16 protein-coding genes are annotated in these 14318 nt (G+C 52.3%); 8 read left to right on the top strand and 8 right to left on the bottom strand.

All coding sequences use genetic code 11. The annotated features are described in order from the left end of the window. Nucleotides 1–48 precede the first annotated feature (48 nt). Together ACI31J_RS04060 and ACI31J_RS04055 are read left to right on the top strand one after the other, a co-directional pair. Nucleotides 49–1002, top strand: coding sequence for an alpha/beta hydrolase (locus ACI31J_RS04060; protein WP_439773158.1), 954 nt, complete (start codon nucleotides 49–51; stop codon nucleotides 1000–1002). Nucleotides 1003–1056: 54 nt separating this feature from the next. Continuing rightward, nucleotides 1057–1923: an alpha/beta hydrolase gene (locus tag ACI31J_RS04055; protein WP_439773157.1), complete on the top strand. Its 867-nt coding sequence runs from the start codon at nucleotides 1057–1059 to the stop codon at nucleotides 1921–1923. Nucleotides 1924–1997: 74 nt separating this feature from the next. Here the strand turns inward: ACI31J_RS04055 and ACI31J_RS04050 are convergent, their stop codons facing one another. From ACI31J_RS04050 to ACI31J_RS04040, 3 genes are all read right to left on the bottom strand, one after another. Continuing rightward, nucleotides 1998–3113 (bottom strand): hypothetical protein, encoded by a 1116-nt coding sequence (locus tag ACI31J_RS04050; protein ID WP_439773156.1) that lies wholly within the window; start codon nucleotides 3111–3113, stop codon nucleotides 1998–2000. Nucleotide 3114: 1 nt separating this feature from the next. Next, nucleotides 3115–3561 (bottom strand): GNAT family N-acetyltransferase, encoded by a 447-nt coding sequence (locus ACI31J_RS04045; protein ID WP_439773155.1) that lies wholly within the window; start codon nucleotides 3559–3561, stop codon nucleotides 3115–3117. 189 nt (nucleotides 3562–3750) lie between these two features. Beyond that, nucleotides 3751–4407 carry an NAD(P)H-binding protein gene (locus ACI31J_RS04040; RefSeq protein ID WP_439773154.1) on the bottom strand — a complete coding sequence of 219 codons (657 nt, stop codon included), beginning with the start codon at nucleotides 4405–4407 and terminating at the stop codon, nucleotides 3751–3753. A 211-nt stretch (nucleotides 4408–4618) separates the two neighbouring features. Here ACI31J_RS04040 and ACI31J_RS04035 point away from each other — a divergent pair, with 211 nt between their 5' ends. After that, complete coding sequence (locus ACI31J_RS04035; RefSeq protein ID WP_439773153.1) at nucleotides 4619–5053, top strand: winged helix-turn-helix transcriptional regulator; 435 nt, start codon at nucleotides 4619–4621, stop codon at nucleotides 5051–5053. Between the two features lie 114 nt (nucleotides 5054–5167). Here ACI31J_RS04035 and ACI31J_RS04030 read toward each other — a convergent pair whose 3' ends face one another. Then, nucleotides 5168–5512, bottom strand: coding sequence for a winged helix-turn-helix transcriptional regulator (locus ACI31J_RS04030; protein ID WP_439773152.1), 345 nt, complete (start codon nucleotides 5510–5512; stop codon nucleotides 5168–5170). Between the two features lie 167 nt (nucleotides 5513–5679). Here ACI31J_RS04030 and ACI31J_RS04025 point away from each other — a divergent pair, with 167 nt between their 5' ends. The 3 genes from ACI31J_RS04025 to ACI31J_RS04015 all read left to right on the top strand — a co-directional run bounded on the left by ACI31J_RS04025 (nucleotide 5680) and on the right by ACI31J_RS04015 (nucleotide 8412). Then, on the top strand, nucleotides 5680–6822 hold the full coding sequence (locus ACI31J_RS04025) for an MFS transporter (RefSeq protein WP_439773151.1): 1143 nt from the start codon (nucleotides 5680–5682) through the stop codon (nucleotides 6820–6822). A gap of 166 nt (nucleotides 6823–6988) precedes the next feature. After that, nucleotides 6989–8131, top strand: coding sequence for an MFS transporter (locus ACI31J_RS04020; RefSeq protein WP_439773150.1), 1143 nt, complete (start codon nucleotides 6989–6991; stop codon nucleotides 8129–8131). Between the two features lie 101 nt (nucleotides 8132–8232). Next, nucleotides 8233–8412 carry a DUF3955 domain-containing protein gene (locus tag ACI31J_RS04015; RefSeq protein ID WP_439773149.1) on the top strand — a complete coding sequence of 60 codons (180 nt, stop codon included), beginning with the start codon at nucleotides 8233–8235 and terminating at the stop codon, nucleotides 8410–8412. A 69-nt stretch (nucleotides 8413–8481) separates the two neighbouring features. Here the strand turns inward: ACI31J_RS04015 and ACI31J_RS04010 are convergent, their stop codons facing one another. The 3 genes from ACI31J_RS04010 to ACI31J_RS04000 all read right to left on the bottom strand — a co-directional run bounded on the left by ACI31J_RS04010 (nucleotide 8482) and on the right by ACI31J_RS04000 (nucleotide 11466). Further along, complete coding sequence (locus ACI31J_RS04010) at nucleotides 8482–9660, bottom strand: MFS transporter (RefSeq protein WP_439773148.1); 1179 nt, start codon at nucleotides 9658–9660, stop codon at nucleotides 8482–8484. A gap of 137 nt (nucleotides 9661–9797) precedes the next feature. Continuing rightward, a complete protein-coding gene (locus ACI31J_RS04005) occupies nucleotides 9798–10778 on the bottom strand; it encodes an NAD-dependent protein deacetylase (RefSeq protein WP_439773147.1) in 981 nt (326 codons plus the stop codon). Nucleotide 10779: 1 nt separating this feature from the next. Beyond that, nucleotides 10780–11466, bottom strand: a complete 687-nt coding sequence (locus ACI31J_RS04000; RefSeq protein WP_439773146.1) for a hypothetical protein — start codon at nucleotides 11464–11466, stop codon at nucleotides 10780–10782. 142 nt (nucleotides 11467–11608) lie between these two features. On the opposite strand from ACI31J_RS04000, the gene ACI31J_RS03995 reads away from it, so the two are divergent. Further along, complete coding sequence (locus ACI31J_RS03995; protein WP_439773145.1) at nucleotides 11609–12202, top strand: TetR/AcrR family transcriptional regulator; 594 nt, start codon at nucleotides 11609–11611, stop codon at nucleotides 12200–12202. A gap of 42 nt (nucleotides 12203–12244) precedes the next feature. Here the strand turns inward: ACI31J_RS03995 and ACI31J_RS03990 are convergent, their stop codons facing one another. Next, entirely contained in the window at nucleotides 12245–13567 is a 1323-nt protein-coding gene (locus tag ACI31J_RS03990) for an aminopeptidase C (RefSeq protein ID WP_439773144.1), read from the bottom strand. A 160-nt stretch (nucleotides 13568–13727) separates the two neighbouring features. Here ACI31J_RS03990 and ACI31J_RS03985 point away from each other — a divergent pair. Then, on the top strand, nucleotides 13728–14318 hold a 591-nt coding region (locus ACI31J_RS03985; RefSeq protein ID WP_439773143.1), incomplete at its 3' end, for an NAD(P)-dependent oxidoreductase.

Genomic DNA, 14318 nt, shown 5'->3' with positions numbered 1-14318 from the left:
GCCCGGGTCATCAGAACCATCAAGCACAACAATTAGGAGGAATTATTTATGGCTTACGGATACATCACAGAATTAAGCAACCATGTTCAACGGGATCACGTCAAGTTTCACAACCGCTACAACCTGACCCTCGCCGGTGATCTTTACTATCCCAAGAACGCCGATCAACAACATCCCCAGCCCGCACTGATCGTCGGCGCACCCTATGGCGGGGTCAAGGAACAGGGTCCGGCAGTCTACGCCAATGAACTGGCCCAACGCGGCTTTGTCGTGCTGACCTTTGATCAGGCCAACATGGGAGAGTCATCCGGAGAACCCCGGCACGTTTCATCACCAGGCCTCTTTGCCGAGTCGTTCAGTGCGGCCGTCGACTACCTTGGCATCCAGGTGCCGTTCGTTGACCGCGAAAGGATCGGCGTCATCGGGATCTGTGGTTCCGGCGGTTTCGCCCTCGCAGCTGCCGCCGTCGACCCCCGGATCAAGGCCGTCGCCACCGCCTCAATGTACGACATCACTGATGTGCGTGGCATGATGAACCTTTCCAAGAAACAACTCGATAAGCTGAAGGACGCGCTCGCCCAACAACGGTGGGATGACTACGCCAACGGGATGCCGGAATACAAGCCATCATTCCCCACCAAACCGTACCCACGGGTTGACGACCTGCCGGATACCGACCCCATCACTAATGAATGGCAGCGATTCTACGCCGTTCCCCGGGGATTCCACCAAAACGCCCGGGGCAACTTCACGACCACTTCAAGCCAGGCCATGTTGCAGTTTTCGGCACTAAACTACATTGATGAAATCACTCCCCGGCCAATTCTCTTCGTTTTCGGTGACCGCGCCCACTCCCGTTCATTCTCAGAGCGTGCCTATAACCTGGCCAACGAACCCAAGGAGAAGTACATCGTCAAGGACTGCGAGCACATTGACCTCTACGATCGCGTCGATAAGATCCCGTTTGCCAAGCTGGCAAGCTTCTTCAAGCAGCACCTTTAATTTTTACATCCTAGCTAAAGTAAATTAAAATGCTAAGTAAAAGGAAGTGACAGTATGCATCGTCGAATCACCACCATCATAACTACCGTAGTCATTGCCGTAGTCGCCATCATCGCCCTCGCCAGCTGGCAGCGGGCCCGGGCGGCCAAGCAGTTTGTACAATCGACTACCCCGACGATCTTTGTCCACGGCTGGGGCAGCAGTGCCCACGCCGAGGAGAAGATGGCCAACGCCGCCAAGCGGGCCGGTGTTACCAGCACCATCGTCCGGGCCAACGTCGACCGCCACGGCAAGGTGACCTTCAATAAAACCATCCCCGCCAACGCCGTCAACCCGATCGTTGAGGTCAACCTCGCCGACAACAAGCTCAGTGGTTACGAGAATAATTACGTCGCCGGTTACAAGCACGGGGGAACCTACGTCAAAAACGTCGTCTTAGCCCTGGAGTCTCAGCACCACTACCGGGCAATCAACCTGGTTGGGCACTCGATGGGCAACCTCGAGATCATCAACTACATCAACGACAACAGTGACAACCACCAGTTGCCGCGAATCGATCACCTGGTGGCCATTGCCGGCCACTACAACGGCCTGGTCGGGCAAAAGACGGCTGAGAGCCCAGTCAACGCCAATACTGGCGAACCCCAGCGCCAGGACGCGACATTTAAACCGTTGCTGAAACTACGGAACACCTTCCCGACTACCACCCGGGTGCTGAACATCTACGGTGACAAGGAGGACGGTACCCATTCCGATGGCGACGTCCCGGTCAACTCCGCCAAATCCTTGAGGTACCTGGTCAGCAGCCGTGCCAAGTCCTACCGGGAGGTCGAAATCAAGGGGACTAATGCCCAGCACAGCAAGTTGCACAACAACGCCCAGGTCAACCGGGAATTGATCAACTTCTTATGGAAGAAGTAAGCCGCCGGTGCGACTAACCAATTAAATAACCACCCTAGGGGACATGACCAAACACCTGATCATGTCCCTCGTTTTTACGCTTTCAGCAGCGGCCGCGCGGCATCAACCAGGTCAGTGATGGCCAGGTCGGTGTTCCCGGTGACGATCTGTGGTGAGCCACCGCCGTTAACCGTCCCCAGTTTCTGGAACCGGGCCAGCACCGCCCGGGCTTGTCCGCTTGGTGAGACAACGGCAAAGCTCGTCCGGCCGGCCACCTGGGCCACCAGAAGCTTATCGTGATCAACCTGCCGCAGCAGCTGGGGTGCCAACTGTGACATGTCCCCCGGGGCATCGAGCTGAACCCGGTTAACGACCTGGTCCGCGGCCAAAATCCCCTTGGCCTTCATCCCGAGCACTTCCTTCTTCAGGGCCTTAAACTGCTGCTTCAACGTCTTATTTTTAGCTACCAGCGCCGTCGCCTGGCTAACGACCTGGTCCGCCGTGGTGCTGAGCACTGTGGCCGCCTGCTTCAGGGACGCCTCGTCCTTTTTTAGGCGGTCATTCGTCGCCAGGTTGACCGTGATGTAGATCTTGGTCCCGGCCGAGACCTTTTCCGTCCCCAGGATGGCGAAGCTCTGGAGCTGGCCAGTATGGTTGACGTGACAGGTCCCACAGGGCTGGGTGTTGATGTCGCCAAAGTGAACGAGCCGCACCAGCGGATACTTCCGGTAGGCCGGATCGGGATACGCATCCCCCTTAACGTAGGTGAAACGGGTGGGGATGTCCTGGTGAATAACGTCATTCATCCAGTCCTCCACGGCCCTGAGCTGGGCGGCGTCCACCTGCTTGCTGTCCACGATATACCACTCGTTCTCTGGATCGGCGTTGACCTCGACAATTCTGGTAGCTGTACCTGCGTAATAGCCATCCAGGAGGTGGAAGGCGCTCTGGACCGTCGTGTTGATCCACCGGGTTCGGGCATCCACTTTCATGGTGATCGGGTCGTGCAACTCCCCCTTCACCTGGTGGTAGAGGGTGTCCCCATCCCACTTCAAATCGGTGACCGGCTGGCCGTTGATTGTACCGCGATCGGCCAGCTGACCACCCTTCTCGCCGTAGAAGACCGTGTCGTCAAAGGTGTAGTAGCCGTCCCTGACGTCCTTGATTTTGGTGGTGCAGGTCAGTTTCTCGAAATCGTCATAATTTTTCATCCTAATCTTCTCCTTTCAAAACCATGTCCAGGTGGGGAATTCCGTCCTCCAGGTACACATCAGAAATCGCTTGGAAGCCCAGCGAGCCGTAGAACTTCTTCAGGTAGGCCTGGGCCTGAATCTGAATCGGCTCGCCGTTAAAAATCCGGTGGGCCGCCGCAATGGTCTGTTCAACCAGGTAACGGCCGTAGTGGTGCTTCCGGTACTTTTTCGGAACTAACACCCGGCCAAAGGTGACCTTGCCGTCCTGCCGCCGGTAGATCCGGGTGTAGCCAACCAGTTTCCCACCGTCGTCTCGGAGGGTTAGGTGGTGGGCCTGGTAGTCGTATGCGTCGACCTCCTGGTAGGGGCAGTCCTGCTCGACCACGAATACCTTGACCCGCTCCTCAACCAGCCGGCACCATTCAGCGGCCGTCATCTCATCCAAAGTCTTAACTGCTGTTTTCATTCCAAATTCCTCCTTTTACGCAAAAAACACCCAACCCTATTTCTCTTTCATCCGAAAGCCCTAACGAAATAAGGTTGAGTGCTATTAATCCCGGTTCCGGGGAACCAGGTAGCGTATTTAATTGTGGTTAGTATAACAGTGCTTACGCTCGGGTGCAAGCCGCTTCACGCAATTCCTGTTCCTGAAGCTTTAGTACCAGGCGGGCTTATCACCAGCGGTGCCGGGCTTGTCGACCCCCAGATCCTGCCGGGCATACGGCGCCGGGTCCGCAAGAATCTTGGCGACCAGGGCCCCGATGGACTTCCGGGAAACCTCGGTCCCCTTGAACGCCTCGCCACGCTTTGTCGTCTCGTAGTCGACCTCATCCTTATTGGTCAACCAGGCCGGCCGGATAATCGTGTAGTCCAGGTCACTATTCGAAATCACATCCGCCGCCTGCCGGTAGGTGCCCAGGTAGCTGTCCGCCTGCCCGCCGCCGAGCTCGGCGTTGTTCCACTCGCCAAACTTGCCGGGCACCTCATCGTAGATTCCGATAGAGGAGATCCAGACTAGTTGACGGACCCCGTGCTTGTCCATCGCCTGAACGATGTTTTGGGCCTGCTGGGCAATTGCCGGGTTGCGCAGGTTGGCATAGACCGCGTCCGCCTGGGCAATCGCCGGGTCCAGCGTCGTCATCTTCAACGTGTCGCCCTTGATCACGGTCTCCCGACGTTCATCGACGTTGTTAAGGTGTTGTGGGTGCCGAGTAAAGAGTAACAGGTGGGCATCGCTGCCTTCCAGCAGGGCCTGAATGGCGTGGCCCGCGATCTGTCCCGTGGCCCCAAGAATCAAAATCTGTCTTGTCATCGTAATTCCTCCTCTTAACGACTGCATTGCTTACGAGTCCAGTATAGGCACCCGTTATTCTTATTAAAAGTAAGCACTTTCGGGTAAGCTAGTTACCGCCGGGTAAGATTTACCTGCGCCCCAAGGCAAGGCCGCAGCTAAGTTTTTTCGCAATTTTCGGGACTGATAATGTGCGTTATCATGGTAGTAAAACCCGTGAAAGGAGAAGAAAATGAGTCAACAGGAGAAACTATTCAACACCGGGGCCGACTACGCCCTCTCAATCATCGGCGGCAAGTGGAAGTCCGTCATCCTCTACCTCTTGGCCGGCCATCCCCGCCGGACCGGGGAGCTGGTCAAGCAGCTGGGCACCTCGCATAAGGTACTCAGCGACCAGCTGCGTGAGCTCACGGACGCGGGGATCGTCGCCCGGAAGAGCTATAATACCATCCCGCCCCGCGTCGAATACCGGCTGACTGCGGAGGGCGAGAACCTCTACGCCGCTTTACGCTACCTCAACTACTGGGGTGAACAGACGGCCGCCAAGACCCCCGGTGTGGCAATCATGTGCACGGATGCCATGAAACAGGCCGGCGATGACGGGCTCTGCGTCATCACCAAGCGCCACCTGCACCACTGGCGCCAGGAGATCGTCAAGCCGCGTTAGCTCCTTTAGCTATAAAGCCGCTTTCTTTTGAAACTATTTAGCTCATTTATTTCTGCAGAATAAAAAACGTCTGTCTTCGCGACAGGCGTTTTTTGTAATGACAGCTTCAATGAATCAGACTTTTAATTTACCAATTTCCTTTTCGTAGTCAATATATTGATTGCCCCATGTTTTCAGTGCATCCAATACATTTCTAAACTTTTCTCCCTGTGGACTTAATTCATAAACAACCTTTGGTGGCACTTGCGGATACTGATGACGAATAATCAAATCGTTTCCTTCTAAGCTTTTTAACTGATTAGCAAGGGTTGCATGAGTCATTTTGGGCATTTGGCGTTGTAATTCATTAAACCTGATTGGTCCTTGACTAATATGGTGAAGAATTAAGATTGCCCATTTCCCCTTCAAGACTTGTTGAGCCGTTGCCAATGGACACTTTCCGTACAAACACTTAGACATTATCTTCCCTCCTAAGGTAACAAAAATGATACTTAGTACTAACTTTTTGCGTACTTTTACCGAGCACTTTCACGGTATAGCATTATCGTAGGATATTTAATTGAACTGTGACTAAATCATACCATTTTAGTATTTGGTAAACAATGAAGGGAAGTTAATTCAAATATATGCGGAAGTATCCCATTATCTTTTTTATGATTATGTTCGTTGCTGGTTTAAATTCGTTTATGGTATCTGCTTTTCTGCCCATATTGGCTAAGTATTTTGCGGTAAGTACGACTCAATCCGGTTACCTTGTCAGCTCGTTCGCAGTTGGTGATGCATTAACTGCATTAATTGCCGGCCCGTTATCAGATGGAAGAGATCGAAAGAAAGTTTTGATATTCGGTTTGGCCCTCTTTGTGTTGGCTACTCTTGGCTGCGGACTTGCCACTAGCTTCACTATCATGATGCTTTTTGAATTTATTTCAGGGATTGCGGCTGCCTTTATTACCCCACAAGTCTTTGCAACGATTCCGACCGTGGTTGCCGTCGGTAAAGTAACTCAATTGATGGGATTTGCGACTGCCGGTCTATCCTCATCACAAATTATCGGTGTTCCCTTGGGCAGTTACCTTGCTGTATTTAGTTGGCGCGTTTCCTACCTTTGCCTGTCAGTAATGGCGTTAATTTTAATTGCCGTGGTCTACTTTGGACTGCCCAGTACCGAAGTTAATTACGAAACTAGTAAGCACTCGTTTCTAAGTAACTTGAGAGAAGTCATTAAAAATCCTTCTGCCCGAAAGATGCTTCTTACCTACGCAGCTTACCAACTTGGCTCGGCAACTACCATTGCATTTACGTCGACCTGGTTTAACCAAGACTTCGGATTAAATCTAAGTCAGATTGGTACGGCCACGATTTTAATTGGCTGCGGTCGGCTACTAGGCTCACTTCTGTCTAGTCGGGTAATTGGGCGATGGGGATTTAATAAAACTGCCCGAATTGAATTTAGTTTTTTGATCTTCATTTACCTTATCGTGCCATTTTCACCAAATGTTGTTGTAGCAGATATCATACTGGCACTTGTTTTTACTTGTAATGGGTTATTGTTCCCGTTGCTAATGACCAGTCTAGAAGGAACCGTTAAAAATGCCCGTAGCACGATCTCATCACTTGCCAATTGTACAATTTTTTTAGCACAAACCATTGCTGGAATTATTGGGGGCTTTTTATTTAATAATTTCAGCGGCTTCTTTGGAATTGCGATCTTCTCGGCCTTAGTAATTGGCCTCGGTCTGATTTATGGAACCAAAAATATCACAGATTAAGCCTTAAACACATAGCCAAAGAACAAAAGTATTGAAAACGATACTAGGTATCAATAAATTGCGTACTTGTTGCTCATTATCTATCACGATATATTACCAACGTAGGATATTTTTTTGAACTACGATGATTTTATCGCGATAAGCAATTATTAGGAAGGATGTTTAGATGCGTAAGTATGCAATTTTATTTTTCTCGACGATGTTTATTGTCGGGCTAGATTCATTTATGATCTCGGCCTTCTTGCCAATTCTGGCTAAATCATTCAGTGTTTCTACTTCGCAATCAGGACTTCTAATCAGTGCGTATGCCATTGGGGATGCCATTACCGCCTTAGTTGCTGGTCCACTATCAGATGGCCGGGATCGGAAGAAATTTATGATTGGCGGGCTCCTCTTCTTTGCCCTTGGTACCCTTGCCTGTGGACTATCAACTAACTTTGTTGAAATGATGATCTTTGAATTTATCTCAGGAGTTGCCTCAGCTTTCATTACACCGCAAGTTTATGCAACCGTTCCCGTTGTTGTCACGGTTAGTCAAGCACCACAATTAATGGGATTTGCTACCGCAGGTCTTTCCTCATCACAAATTCTTGGGATTCCGGTTGGCAGTTACTTAGCGACGATTAATTGGCGAATCCCCTTCTTTGTTCTAGCTGTCTTGGCACTTGTTTTGATCCTTGTCTTGCAGGTTAATTTGCCCAAAACAAGGGTTGGTATTGTTAAGGGCGAGCACTCATTCTTTAGTAACCTTAGCCAAGTCTTTGAAAGCTCCTCAGCTCGTAAAATGCTGATTACTTACTTTGTTTTTCAATTAGGTTCTTTCACCACGATCTCATTCATCTCAACTTGGTTTAACCACGGCTTTGGGCTGAACCTGAGCCAAATTGGAACCGCGATGATTTTAATTGGGTGTGGTCAGCTAATTGGTTCGCTCTTCTCAAGCCGGTTAATTGATGCTTGGGGATTCAAAAAAACTGCTAAGATTGAATTTGCGTGCCTAGTAGTCCTGTATATCCTTACACCGTTTTCCACTAATATTGTAGTAGCTGACATTTTGCTAGCTTTCATCTATATTTTCAACGGTTTCCTATTTCCGCTGTTAATGACAAGTCTTCAAAAAACTGTCAAAGATGCTCGAAGCACCATTTCTTCGCTTGCCAATTCAACCATGTATTTGGCGGAAACTGTTGCTGGTATGGTCGGCGGATACCTCTTAAATCATTTTACTGGATTCTTTGGGATTACCATTTTTTCTGCAATAATGATAGTTATAGCGCTCCTGTTAAGCAGGAAGAGCATTCTAGAATAAACCAATTAGGTGGTACTAACTAATGCAATTCAAGCAGCATAAAAGAATAGTATAATTAACACAAAGACAACCCGTTTTTAGACTTAAGCTGGAGGGAGCACATGAAAAACAAACATCGAATTTGGCTCAGCCTTTTCTGCATTATCATTGGATTGGTTTGTGCGTTAATCTATAACAGTTCTTCGTATGTCGATGCGCAAGGAATGCTACACGAATACTTCTTCCTGGTGCCCCTTGCTTGGATTTTAATTATTACCGGAAGCATCGTTAAATCAAGATAAAATTTATACTAAAACGCCCGCAGCAATTCAAAATTTTGCTGCGGGCGTTACACTTTTATCACGCCGTTGTCAGTGCTGGTCAATGGCGTGATTTAGTTTTTGTCGGTTGGCAAAGTAGATCAGCAGGATCAGCGGAATGATCACCAGCATCACCGGGTAGAAGTATTTCACCGGCATCGTGCTGTCGATGATCCCCCCGAGGATCGGCCCTAAAGACATCCCGACGTCGAGGCCCAAGAAGAATGTCGAACTGGCCAGGCCGCGCTCGGCGGTCGGGGCCAACATCATCGCCGTCGATTGGCAGACGGAGTAAATAATGCCGTAGCCGAACGCCATCCCGGCCGCCGCCAGGGCCATCTCCCAGTTAGTGTGCATGATCGCCAGCATCACCAGGTAAAAGGCCGTGGCCACCGTACTGGTGATTAGCCATGGTCCGAAGCGCACCGTATCGAACTGGTTGCGCAAGAATAGCCGAATTAATAGCAAGACGGCTGCATAGATCAGGAAGTAGGCCCCCACGGCGATCGATAGGTGCCGTTGTTCCGTATAGGAAACGATGTCGGCCTGGGTGGCAAAATAGGGCATGGCAAACAGGGCCACTAGGCAGGCCACCGGAATCGAATCACGCTGGATGATCTTGAACCGGCGCCGCGTCCGTTTGGCAGTGGCAGGCTGGGCCCGGTTGCCGACGAACTGAATGGTCACCACCATCAACAGGGCAGACAGGGCCGAAATGACAATCGCCCCACGATAGCCGATTATTCGGTAGAGGTTGATCGAAACCGCTGGCGCAAAGGCCATCGCCAAGGCGTTCATGATCCCGTAAAAGCTCATCGCCTCCCCAACGTGGGAAAACGGCACCAGGTAGGAAAGCCAGGTGGTCATGCAGACCGTACAGAGGACGTAGCCGCACCCGTTGATCAGGCGAAACAACAGCAACAGGCCGCTATTGGGCGTGATGACGTAACCCAGAACCCCGATAAAGCTGAGCACACCGCCAATAAACGCCAGTTGGTACTTCGAGAAGCGGTCGGTGAGGTTCCCGGCGATCGGCCGCAGGAACATCGCCACAATGCTCATCATGCCGACAATCACCCCGGCAAAGGCACTGCTGGCCCCGAGTTGCTGGGCGTACCCGTTGATCAGGGGGTTGCAATACATATTACTAAACATGAAGAAGAAGGAGGCCGCCATGACCAGAATGACGTCCTTTGAATATACCTTCTCCCCATCCTTTGGTTTGGTCATTAAATATCATCTTCCATTCGCCATTCATTATAACGCGTGTTCCACGTGAAACGGGCCCGGTGGCAGGGAAAATTACGTACCATAAACAATAACGCCACGGAGCCTAACAGCCCCGTGGTGCTATTTTGTTCTCTTCACTAGCGGCCCAGCTGTGTCCGCACATCCTTGAGGACTTGGGCCAGGTCAGCCTTGATGGCGACGCCCTTGTCCTCAATCTGCTCAGGCAGGAACTGGTAGTCCCGGTTGACCATGACATCGTAGGCCCCCGGCAGATTATTGGTCAGCGCCCAGAATGGTTCCTGGATGAACATCGGCGTCATCCGGCCCACGCCGAGTTCTAAAAACAGGACGTGCTGGTCATGGAGGTGGGCTTCAATGTCGGCCGAAATCTTTTGGTACTGCTCCTGGTAACGACTACCTTCCAGGAAGTTACCGTAACCGCGGACCCACGGGAAGGCCTCAGCCCCGCAGTGCGGGCAGCGAGGAACCATTTCTTCCGGAACCGCCGTCGTGTCGTGTTTCTCTAAGTAGTCGTACATCTCGTCGATCTTGGCCGTGGCGTCCCAAACCTCGTCCGTGCACTGCTGGCTGCATTGAAAGAAGCGGTGGTCACCCTGGATCTGAGCCACCCGGTCTTCCGGAAAGGCCTTGATCGCCTGAGTATCCTGGTTCGTCGTGAGGATGAAGTAGTCCTTGCCCTTCAGGATCGCTTGCAGGTCCTTGTAGGGCTCACGAACGGGAGCGTGCAGGGTCGTGTGCAAAAATGTTGCCAGGTAGCCCCAGAACTCGCCGCGACTGCTCCAGGGGTGCCGCATCCCCGCAAACGCCCCCTTGAAGTGGTAGCGGTCATAGAAGCGGTGGAAGGCCTGCTGGTAGGACGGGGTCGCCGCGTAGTAGAAGTCACCGCCACCCGCCGCCGACAGGCCGGACGCCCCGCCGACGATGACATGGTCGGCCAGCTTAACCTGGTCCGCGAAGGTTTTGATCTGTTCGTCGTAGGGCTGCGGCTGCTTGTCCGTCAGCTTGATCGGGGTGCTACCACTGGCGTAGACGCCGTAGTACTGCGAATAGTTCATCTGGGTCTGCATAACAAGTTGTTCATATAAAGTTTGTGCCATTTTAATTCTCCTTTACTAGGTGCGCCAACGTCTGCGTCAGGTCACCGGCCAGGGCAACGGACTGCCCCGCAATAGCCGCCGGGACGTTGATTTCCGCTGGCAGGTTCAACGTGATGTAGTGCCACTTGGGGTGGGTTTCCACCATCTGCATCAGCGGCCGCTTAATCAGCTGGTTCTGGGCGCCGATCCCGAGCTCAAGCTGAACGAGGTGCCGGTCGGCGTTGGACTGAATAAATTCCTGACAGGCCTGTTGCTGGGCTTGCCATTCGGGACTCTGCATCTGCAGGTTAAAGAAGTTCCCCTCGACCTCCCAGATTCTTTGGGGAGCAAAGCCGTTTTGCTGGAAGTGCTGGTCGGCGTTGGACGTCACCACAAAGTAGTCCTTCCCCGCGACCAATTGCTTAAGCTGGCGAAACTGGTCGGCGCCGTGGTAGTCGTCGATCATGTAGCGGTGCAGTTGCTGGATAAATTGCTGGTGGGCAGCTGCCGGCAGCATCGCCTGGGCCCCCTGGAGAATACTGGTGATCCCGTATTGCCGGTTAAATTCGCCAAAATATTGTCGAAAGGCTGCATTATTGGCGAAGATATTGTAGCCTTCGCTGATTGAAAGACCATTGCTGGCACTGATTAGGATTGCATCCGCCGTCTGCAGCAGTCGGCGGGCCGTTTGAATCTCTGACAAAATCATTGCTCCTCGACACGGTGCTTAATCATGGACACCGTGTAGTTAAATTTGTAAAATCAGGGTAGTGCCAAAAATAAAAAAAGAGAAGTACACAACCGGTAAGTTGTCCACTTCTCTACAAATCTCAGAAAGTGTCGTGATCTTTTTGTCAACTAATCCGCAAACGCGCAAGACCGATCGGCGAACTACCTATACGATCAACCTGATCAAGGAATGCTTCCTAGAGCTGATCCAGCAGATGCCGTATTCCCAAATCACCGTTACCAAGCTGTGCCGGACGGCGGATCTCAGCCGGTCGACCTTCTACCTGCACTTCAACACCATTACGGACGTCTTGAATGCCGTCCTTGACGATGCCCTCCTGGCGGTCCCCGAAAGCCACTTCGCCGATGGCCAGCAGAACGTCAGCATCGACTACCTGAAGAAAAACGAATCCCTGATCCCAGCCTGCCAACGGGTCGGCAGCTCCGGCAAGTACCGGAAGCTGCTCCTCGACCCCGACCTGAGCGAATACATTGTCGGCCGGATCATGGTCCACGAGCGGGACAAGGTGATTCCCTCAATCAAGCGCAAAACCGGACTTTCCACCCAGGATGCCGAGACCCTCTTCTTGTATATCCTGCACGGGTCTTTCGCGGTGAACCGGGCCAATCACTTTAACAAAAACGACGAATGGTACCACCAGGTTCAGCTCCTCAACCGCTTCACCGACGGCGGTTACCAGTCACTCAAGCACTAAAAAAGACAGCAACGAAATTCGCTGCTGTCTTTTTGACACGGTTTATTGCAATGAATCCCAGGCTGGCAGGTCAACCGCCTTGGTAGCGGCCAGCTTCTGCAAATCGTCCGAAAGATACTTCTTGTTGATGACTGCTTCATAGGTGTATTCCTTGAACCAGTCCTCGGTCATGACGAAGTAGCCGTTGTCACCATTGTCCTTGCCCCAGCTGTTCTCAATCTTCCACCGGGTCGGTTCCCCGTTGACCAGGTCGAAACCGGTCAGGGTCATCGCGTGAGAAACCATGGCCTGCTTGGAGATCAGCCGGTCCTTCTTGTCCATCACAAAGTCAACGTCGAGCAGTTCGGCCCGCCGGAAGAGCTTGGCGTCCATCAGCCCCCGCTTCCGGTCCATCTGCTGCAGAACATCGTTGCCGACCCAGACGGTTTCGCCGGCCTTCAGCTGCTTTAATGCGGCCGCTTCCAGTTCCTTGAATGGCACGTTAGCGAACCGGATCGGGATCCCGCCCGCAACACTGTCCTGAGTTGGCATGGCGTAAACCCGGTTGTACTCATGATCCGGCGCGTTCGTGACCACGACATAGTCATTCAGGTTCGTATCGAAATACTCCCGGTAGAACTTCAGCGGCGTGAGACCCAGCACCTGGTGGAACTTCTTGTCATCATCACGGTATTCCAGGTCAAACTTGGCCGGTGGTTCACCGAAGGAGTAGGCGGCCACCTTGTAAACGTCGGCCATCATCCGTTCCTGGGCCTTGGTCAGCTCGTCTTCATCAGCCCCGTCGTTGACCATCCGCCGCAGTTCCAGGGCGTCCTTTCTCATCAGGTAGTTCATGACCTCAGCCACGTCGCTGGTATCTTTGGTGTTGTGAGTATCGGGCATGACGTATTCTGGAACGACCCCGTACTTCTCAATGATCGAGGCCGCGTTGGCCCACTGTCCGCCATCGTTCAGGGCGAAGCTGAGGTAGAAGTCGACAGTCCGGTCGTGGAGCGGCTTCTTAGCGGTCTCAATGATCTTCTGGAAAAACATATTGGCCCGTTCAATCCGGTCCCAGAAGAACAGGTAGTTTTGTGACAATTCGAAGTCCTTGAAGTTGTACTTCGTCGCGAACTTGTGACGAAGCGTGTTCAGGGTCGCAAACGACCAGCAACGGCCACTGTGCCGTTGGTTAGTCGGCTTCCCCGTCTTGATCTCGTAGGAGAAGGCCCGGTGGAGACGCTGGCTGGCGGCCGGGTCCTCACTGGCGTTCTTGATCCCGTTCTTTTGAACGGCCCGCGCGATCACGTCTGCGTCACGCCGCGCATGGAATTCCTTTTGATACTGTGCGACCATCTTGCTTGTTAAATGGTGTTCTTCTGTCATTAATTATCCCTTCTTTGATAAAAATCCGTTATCATGACTATTACACTATTAATCATAACTCACTTTGCGGCCGTTCGTCGGCAAAAGTGTTTTTTCTTTCTTACTTATCATTGGTAAGTTAAAATAAGGGTGAATCATTAATTGAGGGAGGAATTTCATAATGAGTAAAGTATTTATCGCCGGTGGTTCCGGCCGGGTCGCTACTGAACTGATCAAGGACCTCGTCGCTGCCGGGCATGAGGTGGTGGCCGGTGCTCGCCATCCCGAAAAGATCGTTAAGTTATCCGGCGTTACCCCAATCGCCCTCGACCTGCACGGGGATACCGCTAAGATCGCCAGTCTGATGGCCGGCTGCGACGTCGTTTACTTTGTCGCCGGGTCCCGTGGGAAGGACCTCCTCCAGACCGATGCCATGGGAGCGGTCAAGACCATGCAGGCCGCTAGCAGGACCGGCATCAAGCGCTACATCATGCTGAGTTCGATGTACGCCCTGGAACCAGAAAAGTGGGCGGACTACCCAGCGCTGGCGGCCATCACCGACTACAACATCGCCAAGTTCTTCGCTGACAACTACCTGATCCATAATACAGACCTGGATTACACGATCATCCAGCCCGCTAGTCTGACCGAAGAGGCCGGTACCGGGAAGGTCCGCTTCGGTCAAGGGGACGACACTACCAACCCGATCCCGGACGTGGCCCAGGTACTGGCCGATGTCCTCGACGCTGACAACACGATCGGCAAGGTGATC

The organism is Limosilactobacillus sp. (assembly GCF_051873075.1).
Classification (GTDB): domain Bacteria; phylum Bacillota; class Bacilli; order Lactobacillales; family Lactobacillaceae; genus Limosilactobacillus.
The sequence above is the reverse complement of the archived record's forward strand: the minus strand, read 5'-3'. Positions and strand labels throughout refer to the sequence as shown.